This is a genomic window from Pseudoflavitalea sp. G-6-1-2 (genome assembly GCF_012927185.1).
Lineage (GTDB): Bacteria > Bacteroidota > Bacteroidia > Chitinophagales > Chitinophagaceae > Pseudobacter.
This window is the reverse complement of sequence record NZ_JABBGB010000002.1, coordinates 1,332,177-1,350,352: the sequence shown is the minus strand read 5'-3', so window position 1 is coordinate 1,350,352 and position 18,176 is coordinate 1,332,177. Positions and strand designations below refer to the sequence as shown.

9 protein-coding genes are annotated in these 18,176 nt (G+C 48.9%); 8 read left to right on the top strand and 1 reads right to left on the bottom strand.

Annotated features, from left to right (window positions below; genetic code table 11):
• The 8 genes from HHL16_RS15075 (at window position 1) to HHL16_RS15040 (ending at window position 16,923) form a co-directional block, all read left to right on the top strand.
• The gene (locus tag HHL16_RS15075) at window positions 1-3,261 is read left to right on the top strand and encodes an alginate lyase family protein (protein WP_169426010.1); all 3,261 of its coding nucleotides are present in this window, start codon (window positions 1-3) and stop codon (window positions 3,259-3,261) included.
• A 44-nt stretch (window positions 3,262-3,305) separates the two neighbouring features.
• Entirely contained in the window at window positions 3,306-5,177 is a 1,872-nt protein-coding gene (locus tag HHL16_RS15070; protein WP_169426009.1) for an alpha-L-fucosidase, read from the top strand.
• 27 nt (window positions 5,178-5,204) lie between these two features.
• On the top strand, window positions 5,205-7,757 hold the full coding sequence (locus tag HHL16_RS15065; RefSeq protein WP_169426008.1) for a sialate O-acetylesterase: 2,553 nt from the start codon (window positions 5,205-5,207) through the stop codon (window positions 7,755-7,757).
• A gap of 248 nt (window positions 7,758-8,005) precedes the next feature.
• Window positions 8,006-9,571 carry a glycoside hydrolase family 28 protein gene (locus HHL16_RS15060; RefSeq protein WP_169426007.1) on the top strand — a complete coding sequence of 522 codons (1,566 nt, stop codon included), beginning with the start codon at window positions 8,006-8,008 and terminating at the stop codon, window positions 9,569-9,571.
• Window positions 9,572-9,697: 126 nt separating this feature from the next.
• Window positions 9,698-12,853: a TonB-dependent receptor gene (locus HHL16_RS15055; protein WP_169426006.1), complete on the top strand. Its 3,156-nt coding sequence runs from the start codon at window positions 9,698-9,700 to the stop codon at window positions 12,851-12,853.
• A gap of 17 nt (window positions 12,854-12,870) precedes the next feature.
• On the top strand, window positions 12,871-14,592 hold the full coding sequence (locus HHL16_RS15050; RefSeq protein ID WP_169426005.1) for a RagB/SusD family nutrient uptake outer membrane protein: 1,722 nt from the start codon (window positions 12,871-12,873) through the stop codon (window positions 14,590-14,592).
• Window positions 14,593-14,610: 18 nt separating this feature from the next.
• The gene (locus tag HHL16_RS15045; RefSeq protein WP_169426004.1) at window positions 14,611-15,753 is read left to right on the top strand and encodes a glycoside hydrolase family 88 protein; all 1,143 of its coding nucleotides are present in this window, start codon (window positions 14,611-14,613) and stop codon (window positions 15,751-15,753) included.
• Between the two features lie 153 nt (window positions 15,754-15,906).
• Complete coding sequence (locus HHL16_RS15040) at window positions 15,907-16,923, top strand: LacI family DNA-binding transcriptional regulator (RefSeq protein WP_169426003.1); 1,017 nt, start codon at window positions 15,907-15,909, stop codon at window positions 16,921-16,923.
• Here HHL16_RS15040 and HHL16_RS15035 read toward each other — a convergent pair.
• Window positions 16,920-18,170 carry a glycoside hydrolase family 88 protein gene (locus HHL16_RS15035; protein WP_169426002.1) on the bottom strand — a complete coding sequence of 417 codons (1,251 nt, stop codon included), beginning with the start codon at window positions 18,168-18,170 and terminating at the stop codon, window positions 16,920-16,922. The genes HHL16_RS15040 and HHL16_RS15035 overlap by 4 nt on opposite strands.
• Window positions 18,171-18,176: the final 6 nt, after the last annotated feature.

Here is an 18,176-nt window from a genome sequence, read left to right as displayed (position 1 = left end):
ATGAAAATGTTTTCACGATATCTCTCCGTTCTTGTTCTGCTGGTTGTTCAGCTGGCTGCATTCAGCCAGCAGCCTATGTTTCAGCAGGTAGCTCCCGGCGTATGGAAAGCCGTAATCGGCAAACCCGAAGCCTATAACTTATTGAATGCCGCAGGCACAACACCCAATGCAGCTGCATTAGGTAAGATGAGCAATGCGAAATTTCCTTTGCCACAAACAGAGATCAACGCTTTTGTGCGCGATGGAAAAACCTATCTGCGTTTTCCGCTTGCAAAACAGGAGCAGCTGTATGGCTTCGGACTGAATTTTCAGACAGTGCATCAGCGCGGAAAGATCTTACAACTGCATGTCGATCACTTCGGCGGAAAAGACAATGGCAGAAATCATGCGCCTACTCCGTTCTATGTGAGCAGCCAGGGCTATGGCGTATTCATCAACTCAGCCCGCTATCTGAATGTATATGCAGGATCGGCGGTGAGAAAGGATAGCAAAAATCCGCCGGAAGCCAGAGACCGTAATCTCGATAAAAGCTGGCAGGCGCGTCCGTATTCCGATGCAGTGGAAATTCTGGTTCCGGCAGCAGGAGTGGAGATCTATGTATTTGGTGGCCCCAATACCCTCGATGCTGTTCGTCGTTTCAATCTCTATAATGGTGGCGGATGTCTGCCGCCCAGATGGGGATTGGGTTTCACGCAACGCGTGCAGCGTTTGTACAATGCTGATGATGTAAAAAAAGAAGCCGATCAGTTTGAAGAAAAAGGATACCCGCTCGATTTCATCGGTCTCGAACCAGGATGGCAGAGCAAATCTTACCCCTGCACATTTGAGTGGGATAGCACCCGCTTTCCGCAATCAGCTAAGTTTGTTGCTGATATGCGCAAACAGGGAATCCGATTGAATCTGTGGATCAATCCATATGTATCGCCATCGAGCCCTATTTACAAAAAGATACTTCCCTATACCGGATCTCACACGGTTTGGGTAGGAGCGGTGCCCGATCTCAATACACCGCAGGCACGCAAGCTGCTGTTCGATCAATTCAAAAAAGATCAGGTGTCTATCGGCGTTAGCGGATACAAAATAGATGAGGTGGATGGCTATGATCATTATCTGTGGCCGGATGTGGCAACCTTCCCTTCGGGGCTTGCAGCCGAGCAGGAACGCCAGACCTACGGACTGCTGATGCAACGCTACAGCACCGATATGTACCGCGAGCTCAATCAGCGCACATTTGGACTGGTGCGCGCATCCAACGGAGGCGGCAGCCGCTTCCCTTATGTGATCTACAACGATTACTACAACCACGAAGACTTTATCACAGCCCTTATCAATAGTGGATTTGCAGGTGTACTCTGGACGCCCGAAGTACGCGCCAGCAAATCAGGAGAAGAATGGCTCCGCCGTTTCCAGACGGTGGTATTCTCACCTATGGCGATGATCAACGCATGGGCCAGCGGCACCAAGCCATGGTCTTATCCCGAAGTGGCAGAGCAGGTGAAACAATATTCGCAACTGCGCATGCAGATGATGCCTTACTGGTATTCTTCTTTCGCGCGTTATCATTTTGAAGGTACGCCGGTGTTCCGCGCCATGAACCTCGAAGAAGGTTTCTCTCAGGAGATCAAAGAAGAGAAAGTGGATCATAACCTCGAACAGAACCCATACGCAGAGGCGCTTTCAAAGGAATGTAAAGATCAGTACATGGCTGGTGAATACCTGCTGGTAGCGCCGCTTTTTGCAGGACAGACCACCCGCAAAGTGATTCTGCCCAAAGGAAAATGGTACGATTTCTACACCGGTGAACTTGCCGGTGATGGAGAAGTGATCACTGTTACTCCCGGTCTCGATAAAATTCCTGTGTATGTGAAAGATGGTGGCATCATTCCGATGATGGCTCCACGTTTGCACACACCGGCGAAAGGAGAAATGGTAGTCCTGGAAGTAAGACATTACGGAACCAAACCAGCTGTCTACAAACTCTACGACGATGATGGTGAAACCTTCGATTACGAAAAAGGATCTTACAGCTGGCGAACCATCAACGTAAGCCGCAATGCTGCCGGTCAGTTGCAGGGCGCGATCTCTGCTGCTGAAAAAGGAAAGCCCAATACCATCGGAAAAGTTAGTTTCAAATTTATGACGCAGCCCGCGTCGAATGCATCCATAAAACAACAGGCCATCGAGGTGTTGCGTGAGCAGGTATTGATCGATGCTGCGAAAGCGTTGAAAGAGCAACCCATTACAGTTACCGCTTCCAGTTCACCACGCAGTGCAGGAGGATTGCACGATTTTTTTTCTGAGGGGGACTACTGGTGGCCCGATAGCCGGTCCGCAGATAGTCCCTATGTGCAGAAAGATGGCATGACCAATCCTGATAATTTCACTGCACACCGCCATGCAATGATCCGTCTCAGTCAGCTCGTTGGCACACTTGCTTCCGCCTGGCTGATCACCGGAAACCCCGAATACCGCAACCATGCACTGCTGCATTGCAAAGCATGGTTTGTAGATGAGGCCACCAAAATGAATCCGAACCTGCTCTATGCGCAAGCCATCAAAGGCAGGGCAACAGGGCGTGGCATCGGCATCATCGATACCATTCAGCTGCTGGAAGTGGTGCAGGCGCTGATGCGCATGGATACTGTGTCCGGCGCGGATCGCGAGCTGATCGATCAGATCAGAAAGTGGTTCGAAGCCTACCTGCAATGGCTTACTACGCATCAATACGGGAAGGATGAAATGAATGCAGCCAATAACCACGGCACATGCTGGGTGATGCAGGTATCTGCATTCGCGAAGTTCACCGGCAATCAGCAGATACTCGATTTCTGCAGAGATCGCTACAAGAACGTACTGCTGCCGGATCAGATGGCTGCCGATGGCAGTTTCCCCCGCGAAATGAAACGCACTAAACCATACGGGTATGCGCTGTTCAATCTCGATGCCATGACCATGACCTGCGAGATCTTATCCGATTCTAAAAACGATCTCTGGAACTATACTACCAGCGATGGCCGCAATATGCAGAAGGGCATCGCATACATGCATCCTTTCATTGCAAACAAAAACAGCTGGCCTTTGAAGCCGGATGTGATGTACTGGGAGAACTGGCCTGTAGCGCAACCCGCACTGTTGTTCGGCGCGCAACAGTTTAATCAGCCGGCATGGTTCGGAACATGGCGAAAGTTGGAACATTTCCCCAAAGTGGATGAAGTGATCCGCAATCTGCCGGTACGCAATCCCATCATCTGGCTGAACTGATCAACCAAACAATTAACTCATGCTGCCAAAACCCTGACTAAAAAATGAGAAAGTCAATCATCTATACCACAGCTCTGATCAGCAGCCTCATATGGGCAGATCTGAAAGCACAAAGCAAAGGCGACGAAGATACCGATCTGGTGATCCGCGCAAAAATGCGCGACAAACAGGCAATCGATGAAGCGAAGAATGGCTGGTGGACTGCATCGCAGAGGAATCTGAATGAACGCATCGCCTGGTGGCAGGATGCCCGCTTCGGCATGTTCGTTCACTGGGGTATCTACTCGCTGCCCGGCGGTGAATGGAAAGGGCAAAAAGTAAGCGGCTATGCCGAACACCTGATGCGGAAAGAAAAGATCAGTCGTGCAGAATATCTCGAACTGGCCCATCAGTTCAATCCTGAAAAATTCAATGCAGAAGAATGGATCAGACAGGCGCAGCAGGCAGGCATGAAATATTTCATCATCACATCCAAACACCACGATGGGTTTGCGATGTTCGACTCGAAAGTGTCTGATTTCAATATCATACAACAATCGCCATTCAAACGCGATCCCATGGCCGAGCTCGCAGCAGCCTGCAAAAAGCTCGGAATGAAATTCGGATTTTATTACTCGCATGCGTTCGACTGGGAGCATCCCGATGCGCCGGGAAACGACTGGGAATACAACAATCCGGGAGGTGATAAACAATTGCACGGAGGCGTAAACTGGTTCGATGTACATCCGGAATTATTGCCGAAGGCACAGAAATATGTAGATGAAAAAGCGATCCCGCAGATCAAAGAACTGCTCAATAAATATCATCCTGATATTCTCTGGTTCGATACGCCGAGCAAACTGCCTTTGTCTGAAAACATCAGGATCCTCAAAGCCATTCGCGAAACTGATCCTGCTGTAGTAGTGAATGGGAGGCTCGTGCGTGGCTCCGGCGCGGAGTTGGGCGATTACAAGAATACAGCCGACAGGCCTGCAGAATTTTTTCCTGTAACAGGCAACTGGGAAGCGATTCCCACTACCAATGAATCTTACGGTTATTCAAAATATGATCTCAGTCATAAACCGGTTTCGCATTTCATAAGGCTGATGGCGAATGCTGCATCACGCGGAGGAAACCTGCTGATGAATATCGGCCCGAAAGGAGATGGTACCATCGATACGCGCGATCAGCAGATATTGCAGGGCATCGGAAAATGGATGAAAACAAATGGTGCATCCATTTACGGAAGCAGTGGCACTGCGCTGCCGAAGCAGAACTGGGGCGTGATAACGGAGAAGAAGAATACAATCTTTCTGCATGTATTCGATTGGCCTGCCGACAAAAAAGTAAAACTCGGCGGAGTGAATGTGAAAGTAAGCAAAGCTTATTTCCTCGCAGATCCCACAAAACGCGCATTACCCGTTCAGCAATTGAAAGATGTTTTGCAGGTAACTGTCCCGGTGAATGCTCCTGATTCTGTGAACACCGTGATAGTGCTGGAAACAACCGGAAAAGCAACTGCTGATTCTGTGATGTATCTTGCTCCCGACGTGAAACTCACCCGCCTGCTGGCTTTCGACGGAAAGCTGGAAGGAAAAGGATGGAAGTATGGCGATGGAAAAACAGATAAGTTCTATGTGGAAGGATGGAAAGATGCGGATCAGTCGGTAAGCTGGCAATTCAAAACAACGGAGAAAGCCAGTTACAAAATAAAGATCAGGTATATCGCCGGTGGTGGCAATTATGTTGTTACCATGGATAAGAGCCTGTTTGAAAAACCGGTGAGTACTGGTAAAGGAGTGGTGTCGGAAGAGGTGGGAACCATCATTGCTCATCCCGGATGGCATGAGATGCGCATTCGCGCTAAAGATGTACAAAGGGCAGAACTAATGAAGCTGCTCGAAATTCAACTGGAAAAAATCGTACCCGGAAAATAATCGGTAATAATGACTAAAACCCGAATCATGAAACACGTAAGCAGTCTGCTGGCAGGTATGGCCATATGCGCTGCAACGCAGGCACAGAGCGTAAATGTGAGCACTGTGTTTGCTGATGCAGAAAAACAAACGGAAGTGATGCTCAGGGAAATTCCTGCTGCAAGAAATGGCAAGTCTGAATTGGTATCGCCACGAACGCTTGAGCATGGCCAGTTGAAAATGGTGGCGAGCCGCGACTGGACCAGCGGCTTCTGGCCCGGCGTTCTCTGGTTTCTCTATGAGTATACCGGCAAACAGCAATGGAAAGATCGAGCAACGGAATATACTGCACTGATCGAAAGAGAAAAGACCAATGCAGGAACACACGATATGGGATTCAAGGTGTACTGTTCATTCGGACAGGGGTACCGGCTCAACAACGATCCGCATTACAGAGAAGTGATCATCGAATCGGCCAGAACCCTTGCCAGCCGCTTCAATCCCACTGTTGGATGTATCCGCTCTTGGGATCACAGCAAAGACAAGTGGGACTTCCCAGTGATCATCGATAACATGATGAACCTCGAGCTGCTCTTCGCTGCTACGCAACTCACCGGAGACTCGGCTTACTATCGCATTGCCGTGTCGCATGCGAATACCACTATGAAAAATCATTTCAGACCCGACTATAGTTCTTATCACGTGATTGCCTATGATTCAACAACCGGCAATGTGGTGAAAAAGAATACGCATCAGGGATACAGCCACGAATCTGCATGGAGCCGTGGACAGGCCTGGGGACTGTATGGCTACGCGATGTGTTATCGCTTTACACGCGATAAGAAATATCTGGAACAGGCTGAGCATATCGCGAAATATATTCTCGATCATCCGCGACTGCCGAAAGATAAAGTGCCTTATTACGATTTCGATGCACCGGGCATTCCAAATGAACCGAGAGATGCATCGGCTGCAGGCGTGATTGCATCAGGGTTGTACGAATTGAGCAACTACAGCAAAAATGCAGCGACATATACGGCTGCTGCCAATACTATTCTCGCAAGCCTTACCAACAGTTATCGCGCTCCAATCGGTGAGGCCAAAGGATTTTTGCTGCTGCACAGCACCGGATCAAAACCCGGCAACAGTGAAGTGGATGTGCCGCTCAACTATGCAGATTATTACTACCTCGAAGCGCTGATCAGAAGCAAACATATGCACGATAAAATGTTTGCGCTGCCGAAAGTTGCATTGAAACTGCCGGCCATCATTGGCAGCAATATGGTATTGCAGCAGCAGACAAAAGCGCCGCTTTGGGGAACAGCAGCTGGCAATGCTGCGATCACTGTAACAACCAGCTGGGATAAAAAAGTTTATCAGACACGCGCCAATGCAGGCGGGCAGTGGAGAGTAGAAGTGCAGACGCCGAAAGCCGGTGGTCCGTATACTGTTACTATCAGCGATGGCAAACCTGTAACGTTAACCAATGTACTCATCGGAGAGGTTTGGTTCTGCTCTGGACAGAGCAATATGGAAATGCCGGTGAAAGGGTTCAGAAATCAACCCATCATTGGTGCAGAGCAGACAGTGCTTGAATCTGATATTCCGAACCTTCGGCTCTTTCGTGTAGAGCGCACCAATACAATCGAACCCGTGAGTGATGTGCAGGCGAACTGGGAAGCATCAGCGCCACAGGGCGCACGTGAATTCAGTGCAGTGGGATATGAGTTTGCGAAGATCCTGCAAAAGCAACTGAAAGTGCCCGTAGGCATTATTCAGGCAACATGGGGCGGAACTCCGATCCAGGGCTGGATGAGTAAAGAAAATCTGCAGGAATTCCCGGAAACGAAATGGGCTCCGCATAGAACTGTGATCACAAAAAATCATCCGGCGGTATTGTACAATGGCATGATCCATCCATTGGCAGGCTTTGCCATCAAAGGTATGCTCTGGTATCAGGGAGAATCTAACAAGGAAGAATATGCGCGTTACGAAAAGCTGATGCCATCGATGGTGCGCAGCTGGCGTTCAGAATGGAAAGGCAATCCATGGGCATTTTATTTTGTACAACTGGCGCCATTCAAATATCCGAAAGCAGGTGAGACTGTTCCTTATATGCGCGAAGCGCAGGAATTGGCTTTGAAGAATATTCCTGATGCAGGAATGGCGGTGTGCATGGATGCAGGTGATTCCACTACCATCCATCCTGCCAATAAATCCGTAGTAGGCAGGAGGTTGGCGTATCTCGCGCTGGGCAAGACTTACAAGGTATCCGGCATCTCTTATGCCAACCCTGTTTACAAAGCCATGAAAATTGCAGCCGATACAGTGAAACTGAATTTCGACAATGCACCGATGGGGCTCACGTCTTACAATGAAGCCATCAAAGGATTTGAAATAGCAGGGGATGATCAGCAGTTTTATCCGGCTACAGCATGGCTTGCGCCTGATGGTGTTCATGCAAAAGCAGAGCAGGTGAAAAAACCTGTGGCTATCCGTTATGCGTTCAAAGATTATGTGATCACCAATCTGTATAATCTGGATGGATTACCGGTGGCACCATTCCGTACTGATAACTGGGCCGGACCAGCATCGAAATAGTCCATCTACAACAGACGCCAATATTATTGACCGCTCCTCCGGGAGCGGTTTTTTATTGCGTACAAGCAACATTTCCTGCGGCTTATTGCGGCTCATATATTGATTTTTGACTGTTTTTGGCGCGCGGAGTGCAGTCCCCTGCTAATAAAGCTTAATAAAAGGTCAATCCGGTTACATCCGTGAGGCGGATTATTGTGTTAGTTGCTTGCTGAACTGGTTAAAATTCCGGAGACAAATTATTTGCTTTCATGAGAACTGCCATTTTAGTGATTGCTGCCATATGCCTGGGCCATCTTTTGCATGCCCGGCAACTCGCTGTTAACATCAAATCTTTTGGAGCTACCGGTGACGGAACTACGCTCAATTCAACATTCATTCAACGTGCAATAGACAGTTGTTCTTCCGCAGGCGGAGGAAAAGTAATTGTTCCTGCTGGAAGGTTCCTTACCGGTACCATCGCGCTGAAAAGCAATGTTACACTGATGCTGGAACGTGATGCTGTTATTGTCGGCAGTACCAATGTAAACGATTACAGAAACCTCGATCCGTTCACCGATGGGTTGGGTGTGGATGTCGGTTGGGCATTGGTGGTAGCCGTTGATGCAAAAAATATTGCCATCGAAGGCGAAGGCGCTATCGACGGGCAGGGCAAACAATTGAAAGAAGTACAGATTGCAACCGATACACGTCCCGAAGGAGAACGATGGGGCAGGAGACCTTTCCTGCTTCGCGTGGTTCGTTGTGAAAATGTGAGGGTGCAGGGCGTAAAATTAATGTTCTCTGCAGCATGGACTTCTCATTACTTTCAGTGCAATCGATTGCACATTGAGGATGTAAAAATCATCAGTCATGGTGTAGCACACAACGACGGAATGGATATCGACGGATGTCAGAATGTGCGCATCAGCAATTGCGATATCGAAAGCGGAGACGATGCGCTCTGCTTCAAAACAACCAGCAGCACCATGGCCTGCAAAGACATTGTAGTTACGGGTTTGCGGTTGAAGAGCGGGCACGGCGCCATCAAGATGGGCACCGAATCCATGGCGCCTTTCGAGAACATCAAGATCAGCAACTGCCATATCTACAACACTAACAATGGTGGCATCAAACTGCTTACCGTTGATGGAGCGCACCTGCGCAATGTGGAGATCAGCGATATCACCATGGTGAATGTGAAAACTCCTATTCTGCTGAGGCTCGGTTCCAGATTGAGTGTTTTCCGAAAAGGGAAAGATGTACAGCAGCCAACCGGCACTTTTGAAAATGTGGTGATCAGAAATGTGAAGGCTGAAGCCGCTGCGGATGCTCAACTGAAACCGCCATCGGGTATACTCATCACGGGTGTTCCCGGACATTACATCTCCAATGTTACGCTCGACAATATCTCCATCAAACTGGCCGGAGGCGGCAATGCTGCCCATTCGAGGCAGGTAGTGCCCGAAGCCATCGACAAATATCCTGAGGTAAAAACTTTCGGTCCGCTCGTACCTGCCTACGGTATCTGGGCAAGGCATGTAAAAGGATTAAAGCTGAACAGAATTTCGTTTACGCTTGATAGTAATGATGTTCGCCCGGCCATCATCTGCGAAGACGGCGATGCTATTTCCATCACCAATTGCGATATCCCTTCCACCACCGGAGCAGAAGCGGTTATCAGGCTCGAACAGGTGAACAAAGCCACCATCACCGGAAACAAAGTGGAAGGAAACGCTGCTGCACTCGTGCGGGTAGAAAAGAGTGATGGCAAAAAAATAAAAGTTTCCCAAAACCGGTTCAGCGCTACTTCACCGGTAAAATATATTCACCATTAATGTATGCTGTATGCCCAAAAACCAACTTAGTAATCACTGTAAACGTCCGCCATGAATTAAGAGCACCTGCACAACCTGCTTTATGACTGCTCTCAAACCTATTGTTCCAGTAAAACTTGCCTTATTATGAATCGTCAAAATTCTTATCCGGACAGATCCGGAATGCAGTGGCAGAACATGCTCCGGCATGTGATTGCCCTCACCTGCTTTCTGACGGCACTGCTGCTTTCGCAGCCTATGCTGGCTCAGGAGCAAAAAATGGTCACCGTTAAAGGGGTGGTTACCAGCCAGCGCGGCGAACCGCTGCAAGGCGTAACTATTCTCATCGGAGAGAAATCAGTAATCACCGGCACTGACGGAAGCTTCAGTTTTGAAGCGCCTGCCGGCTCCACTGTTTCATTTTCCTACACAGGGTTCGTTGAACAGAAAATAAAAATCGGTCAGAACGCACAGGCGTTGAAGATCGAAATGCAGAATAAAAAAGACCTCGATGAAGTGGTAGTGGTTGGTTACGGTACACGCCGTAAATCTGAAGTTACCGGTTCGATGGTTTCTGTGAACGAGCAAAGCATCAAAGACATTCCTACTGCCAACCTCGCACAGGCGCTGCAGGGCCGCGCTGCCGGTATCGATATCCAGAAGATCAACGGCAACAGCAAACCCGGTGCAGGTGTGAGCATCCTCATCCGTGGCGCCCGTTCTGTACGTGCAGGTAACGAGCCATTGATTGTAGTGGATGGAATTCCGTTCAGTGGCGGCTTCAACGATATCAACCAGAACGATGTAAGTTCAGTGGAAGTGCTGAAAGATGCATCTGCCACTGCCATCTACGGATCGCGTGGTGCAAACGGCGTTATCCTCATCAGTACACATCGTGGTAAAACAGGTAAGCCTGTGATCAGTTACAGCGGCTACGCCGGAACATCGCGTCGCCGTGGCGATTACAAAATGATGAACGCTCAGGAGTTCTACGACTTCAAAAAATGGGCTTACTACAACGGCCGTTTCGACGATAAGAGCAATCGCATTTATTCTGGTCCGGATGATCCCATGATCATCGAGAAAGAATTCAGCAAAGAAGAGCTCGACATCATTAAAAGAGGTGGTACGGTAGATTGGCAGGATCTTGTGTACAAGAACGGTATGACCACCGAACATCAGTTAGGTGTTACCGGCGGTTCAGAACAGACACAATATGCACTCAGCGGTGGTTTCTTCAGAGAGACCGGTGTATATCCAGGTCAGGGTTTCGATCGTTACTCACTCAAAGCGAGTGTAGATCAGCAACTCAGCAAGAACTTCAAGATCGGGCTCAGCTCACTGAACACTTTTGCCAATACAATGGGAGGAAGCATCAACCCGATGGGACAGGCACTTCGTGCTTCGCCAATGGTTTCTCCTTACGATGAGAACGGAAAACTCCGCAATGATTTCGTTCCCGGAAGTGCAGCACAGGTGTGGAATCCGCTGGCCGATTTTCTTCCCGGCGCAAAATCTGAAAGAAGAAAACGCCTCAATTCATTCAACACTTTTTACCTCGATGTAAACCTCAACAAACTGGTAAAGGGTCTTCGTTACCGTTTCAATGCCGGTGCCGAGCTGATGAATGAAACCTACGGTAGTTTCGCTGCCAGCAAAACCACCAACAATTCGGGTGGTCCATCTTCAGCTGCCAATGAAACCGATCAGCGCACCAACTTCACGCTGGAGCATATCCTCAACTACGACCGCACTTTTTCGGACAAACATAAAATTCAGTTCACCGGTCTGTACAGTGTGCAGGAACAAAAAAGTCAGAGCACAGACTTCGCCTACGACGATGTACTCGATGATGCGCTCGAATATTTCAATCCCGTGTATGGCATCAACACTGCCGGCGACGGAAGCTGGAGCCAGTGGGCACTCGTGAGCTACATGGGGCGGCTGAACTACAGCTACGACGATCGTTATCTCATCACCGGTACGGTTCGTACAGACGGATCATCGAGACTCGCACCGGGCAATAAATTCAAGACATTCCCTTCTGTTGCCGTTGCATGGAATATCCACAACGAGAAATTCTTCAAAGTGAATGCCATCAACAACCTGCGTCTCCGCGCATCTTATGGTCAGGTTGGTAATGCATCGATCAGTCCATACCAGACAATGGCAAGGCTGAATCCATTGCTTACCAACTTCGGCGACGTATTCACAACCGGCGCTTATCTCGCAGGTGTAAAAAATCCCAATCTCTCATGGGAATACACGGCTACTGCTGAAGTGGCGGTGGACTTCGGTATCCTCAATAATCGGATCAGCGGTACAGTGAGCCTGTACAAGCAGATGACCAGCGACCTGTTGCTGCCTCAGACGCTTCCTCCTACATCAGGCATTCAGAACGTTTCTCTGAGCAACGTAGGTGCAACCGAGAACAAGGGTATCGATATCACCATCAGCACCAATAATATCATTGCCAAATCGAGAAATTCATTCAGCTGGTCAACCGATCTCAACTTCTTCATCAACCGTGGCAAGATCACGAAACTGAATGAAGGTGTTACGAAAGATGTGAGCAACAACTGGTTTGTAGGTGAGCCGATCGGTGTGATCTACGACAGAGTGAAACTCGGCATCTGGCAAAATACCAAAGGCGATTCTGCCGAAGCAGCACGCCTGAAACAAACGCTCACAGGTTCAGGTTCCGTGATCGGTACCATCCGCACAGCAGATGTGAATGGTGATGGTAAACTGGACGACAATGACCGCGTGATCCTTGGCTCCAGCCAACCTAAATGGCAGGGCGGTATCACCAACCGTATCGGATACGGCGGATGGGATCTCACCGTTGTTGCATTTGCAAGATGGGGCAGCCTGTTCAGAAGCACATTGCATGGTGGCGGATTTGCCAATACCTATCAGGGAACATACAACAACCTGAAGCAACGTTACTGGACGCCTTTCAATGGGGAGAATGAATATCCCAAACCCAATGCCGACAGAACCAATACCCAGAACAATGCACTGCTGGGCATTTTCGACGGAAGTTATCTGAAGATCAGAACCATTTCACTGGGTTACTCTTTTGCACCCAACCTGCTGAAAAGATTCGGACTGAAAAGCCTGAAACTCTACAGCACCGTTGAAGATCCGTTCATCTTCTTCTCTCCGTTTGTTCGTAATACGTACGGCGGACTGGATCCCGAAACCGGTGGTGGTGCAGATAATCCGGCTACTGGCGGGCAACTCAATGTAGATACGCCTCCAAGTTGGTCAATCATCTTTGGTCTCAGGGTTTCATTCTAAAACACAAAAAAAGAGTTATGAAAAAATATATCATAGCCGGTTGCCTCGCGGCTTCTATGCTGGGTGCCGGTTGCAACAAAATGCTGGATGAAGAGCCCAAGTCTTTTCTCACTCCGGAATTTCTCAAAACGGAAAAAGGTGTCAAGAAAGGGCTCGATGCAGTATATGGCGGTACCCGATATGTATGGGGAAGCCAGGATCTCTTTGTGCTGCTGGTAGGCGGTACAGACGAATTCAGAAAAGGGCAGGATGGAAATGCCGATATCAACAACTACGCCAGCGGTTATACTTCAAGCCAGGGCAATTGCCTTACGGTCTGGAGAGAATGCTACCGTTATATCAATGCAGCCAATGGTGTACTTTCGTTCGTAGACGAAGTTGATATGCCGCAGGAAGATAAAGACAGGGTAAAGGCCGAAACTAAATTTCTGCGCGCACTCTATTACTCCACCCTGGTTCAGTTCTTCCGCGATGTTACGGTAACTACCAATTTCAATACGGAAGCACTTACCACAGCAACGCGCCATCCCCTGGCTCAGGCATTTGATCTTATTTTCAAAGACCTCGACGAAGCCATTCCGCATCTTCAACCCGGCCCCAAAAGCACAGGCCTGCTTCCCGGCAAAGCCAATGCAGCAGCGGCCCGCCATCTGAAAGGAAGAATGCTGTTATATCGCGCATCCACTACTGCTGCAAAACCAGACGATAACGAGAATGCTTATCTCACACTGAAAGCTGTGATCGACGATCGCAATGCCGCAGGTGTTGATCTGCTGCAGGATTTTGGTGATGTTTTCAAAGAAGGCAATGAGAATAATCAGGAAGTACTCTGGAATGTACAACATACATCCAACTACACTTACAATGGGCCAAACAACAGCACACTCGGTGACAATGTGATGAACCATATGTTTGTGGGACAGTACGAAAGACGCCCGACCATGATCAGAAGCATGGCCTATGGCCGCCCGTACATCCGTGTGATCCCAACAAAATGGACAACCGATACGGCATTCAAAGAGAGAACCAACGATACCCGCTATGCGAAAACATTCCAGACGGTATGGTATGCAAATTCTCCTAGTGCACCTGATTATCAGAAATTCGTATGGCCGAATCCGTTACCTGCCGGTGCTCCGGCATGGGCACAGCCCGGTCAGCCAAGGATCAGGCAGAAAGGCGATACATCCATCTACATGCCCGGCAGAAAAGTAACAGCGGCTGAGATTGCAGCAGCGCCTTATTTGTTGCTCGGCGAAGGAAACTGGGATGCCGCACTCGGACCAACAGTAAAAAAATACTTCGATAACAAACGTGCAGATCTGAACGATCAGTCTGTGAGACCAGTGATCGTATTCCGCTTTGCAGAAACCTATCTGCTGGCAGCAGAAGCTGCCATACTCACCGGCAGGCCGCAGGAGGCAGCAGACTACATCAATGTGGTAAGAAGAAGAGCTGCTTATCCCTCGGGCAATGCAGCAGCAATGGAGATCACGGCAGCACAGGCTACCATGGATTTCCTGCTCGATGAGCGTACGCGCGAACTGCTGGGAGAAAACACCCGCTGGTGGGATCTGGTGAGAACCAAAACATTGATCCCGCGCATCGCGCTTCACAACAACGATGCAGCGAAAAATATCGAGGCCAAACATATGGTGAGGCCGATTCCGCAAAGCCAGATCGACAATACAAAAGGAGAGAAGTACAACAACAGTATCTACTTCCCCGGATGGAACTAGTTTTTAAACTATACGATTATGCGAAAAAGTATTTCAAGGTACCTGATGATTTCTTTGCTTGGCATTGCTGCGGCCGGTCCCCTGGCTGCACAATCCGGCAAGGATACCGATTTGAAGAATTGGCCGAAGGGCGCATCACCCAGGGAGGTCGGTAAAAAAGTTGCCGGGCTGTTTGTGGTAACCCCGCATCCTAATTTCGGCAAACCAACACCGCCGGTGCGGATCTCTTATCCGGAGATCTGCGCATGGTATGGCTCTCTCACTTTTGCCAAAGTGAGTAAAGACAAGGAGCTGACCCAAAAGCTGGCCATCCGCTTTGAGCCTTTGTTCGGCAATGAAGATTCATTGGTTCCCATACCCGATCACGTAGATCATACGGTGTTCGGCGCTGTTCCTTTTGAACTGTACATGCAAACCAAAGAAGCGCGCTACCTCGATATGGGAAAGCATTTTGCCGACAAACAATGGGGGCCTCCCGAAGGACCAAGGGTAAAACCTGAAAGTCATAATTTCTATGCAAAAGGGTTTACCTGGCAAACGCGCATGTGGATCGACGATATGTTCATGATCACGGCAGTGCAGGCACAGGCCTATCGTGCTACCGGCGATCAAAAATATATCGACAGGGCCGCCAATGAAATGGTGATGTACCTCGATTCTTTGCAGAAACCAAATGGACTTTTTTATCATGCTCCCGATGTGCCTTACTACTGGAGTCGTGGTAATGGATGGATGGCTGTTGGTATGGCCGAACTGCTTCGCTCTTTGCCGAAGAACAATCCAAACCGCGAACGCATCATGAAAGGATACCTCACCATGATGAAATCGCTGTTGCAGTACCAGGCTCCCAACGGTACCTGGCGTCAGCTGATCGACGGCGAAGACTCCTGGTCTGAAACATCCGGAACCGGCATGTTCGCCTTTGCGATGATCACCGGCGTGAAGGAAGGATGGCTCACCGACCCCGCTTACAAGGCAGCAGCCCGCAAAGCATGGCTAGGACTGATCAGCTACCTCAACGAAAAAGGAGAGATCACCGAAGTGTGCGAAGGCACCAATAAAAAGAACGATCGCCAATACTATCTCGACCGTAAAAGGATCACCGGCGATATGCACGGGCAGGCACCCATTCTTTGGTGCGCCACCGCATTGCTGAGATAGGCCAAATATTGCTAATGTGTAATTCGAAGCCTGTCAGAAACTTTATGTTTCCGACAGGCTGTTTTTATGCCTGTCTGCCGGAAATTTTCCGGAATCGTTTCCGAAACCGCCCAATTTTTTATATTTGGAACAACCATTTCAACGATTGTTACCATGCCAAATGTTGACCTGAAAAGACTGGCGAAAGAACTCAACCTCGCAGTTTCCACTGTTTCCCGTGCGCTGCGCGACAGCTACGAGATCAGTGCCGAAACCAAACAGCGGGTTTTTGAGCTGGCACGTAAACTCAATTATGTGCCCAATCCTTACGCCAGCAGTCTGCGTAAACAGAAAAGCAAAACCATTGCTGTGGTGGTTCCCGAAATCGCCAATAACTTTTTTGCACTGGCCATCAATGGCATCGAAAGCATTGCGCAGGAAAAAGGATATCATGTGCTCATTTATCTTACTCACGAACAATTCAGCAGAGAAGAATCTATTGCCCGGCACTTGCAGAGTGGTCGCGTAGACGGAGCACTGGTAAGCCTTTCAGGGGAAACCAGCAGTTTCGATCACCTCAACGATCTCAAGCAAACCGGTGTGCCCATCGTATTCTTCGATCGTGTTTGTGAAACGTTGAACAGCGGAAGAGTAACCACCAACGATTTCGAGAGTGGCATGGTGGCTGCCGAACACCTGGTAGAAAGAGGATGCCGAAAGATCGCTTACCTGAGTATCTCCAATAATCTTTCCATTGCCAGCAAACGCATGGATGGATATCTGAAAGCCCTCGAAAAAGCAGGTGTACCACACGATCCGAAACTGGTGCTGCAATGCAGCGCCAACGACAATGAAGCCAATTACAAAGCCATTGTAAACCTGCTGAAGAAGAAGAACAGACCCGACGGAATATTCGCATCTGTTGAAAAGCTCGCCATTCTTAGCTATCAGGCCTGCGAAGAATTGAAACTGAAGATTCCTGAAGACATCAAAATACTGGGTTTCTCCAATCTCGAAACAGCTGCCTGGCTGAATCCATCACTCACCACCATCACGCAACCCGCATTCGAGATCGGAAAAGAAGCAGCAGCGCTGCTCTTCAAAACACTCGAAAAAAAGAGCATGAATTTTTCAGATGAAAAAATCATGCTCAACTCAAAATTGATTGTTCGAAAATCTACCGGGAACTAGCGACGTTTGTTGATGTCGACCAGCTTATCTTTTGCACGAAGCATTTCTGCACCTGCCATCAGGAAGGCGCCGAGCCCATGCGTATCATTCGTTTCTTTGGGACGGGTGTAGTAATAACGGATATCTTCTTCCACCGAAGTGCCGATACAGATATCTTCTACCTGTCCATCTGCTGTAACCTTCTTTGCCAGTGCATCCCAGCCGTTCTGTGCAATGGAGATGAATCGCTTGTTGATCCATCCTTCATTCACTGCTTTCGCTACTGCATACACATACATCGCCGTTACGGATGCTTCTGCATAAGAATCCGGTTTGTCTACCAGCTGATGCCACATGCCATCGATATCCTGGTAACGGGAGAATCCAACGATCTGCCTTTGCAGCAATCTGATCAGCTCCGGACGTTTCGGATGATTCGCAGGGAGATTGTTCAGCAGCTCCACCTGCGCCAGCGCTACCCATCCATTGCAGCGGCCCCAATGTGCAACGCCATTCATGTTCTCATCATTGTAAAATGTATGGAAGTAGAGACCAGTGGCAGAATCGTAAATGTATTTGTTGAACTGTTCAACCTGTTTGATGGCGAAGTCGAAATAGGATTGTTCTCCGGTGAACTTGCCCATGCGCGCAATGTAGGGAACGCTCATGTAGAGATCATCTGCCCAGAGGGTCATGTTGCGCGGGCCAGTACGGGCGAGGGTTCCGTCAGGAAATTTAGATTGCTTTTCGATGATATGCGTTGATACACGTTTGAGATAAGCCATGTAATCTGCACGCTTGTCGGCAGGGTAGAGGTCGAGCAGACCGGCCGCCATTGCACCGCAATCATCCAGTGAACCCATTCTGAAAACCGGACGATACTCTACATTCTTGTTTCCTGCATCGTATTGTTTTTTGAAATAATCGAGGTTATCGAAAATGAAACTGAAATTCTTCTTCGAATAATCGAGATAGGCCTGATCTTTCAGTACCTCAGTCATGCGTACCATGCCTACGGTAAGTACGCCATTCACATACATCCATTTATTGAATTTGCTGTCTGCTTTTACGTTTCCCGATGTATCCTTCCCTTTAGTGCTGGCAAAGGTTTCACCGGTTTTGCTGTTCACGAATTTAAAGCTGGTACTGCGAATGATATTGTCCGCCACCTTCCGCACAATAGCTTCTGTCTGTGCAGGAGTGGTTTGCGCAATCGCAGCGCTGCATGTTGAAAGAGCGGCAAGCCCTGATAATAGAAAACGTTTCATGTAAAC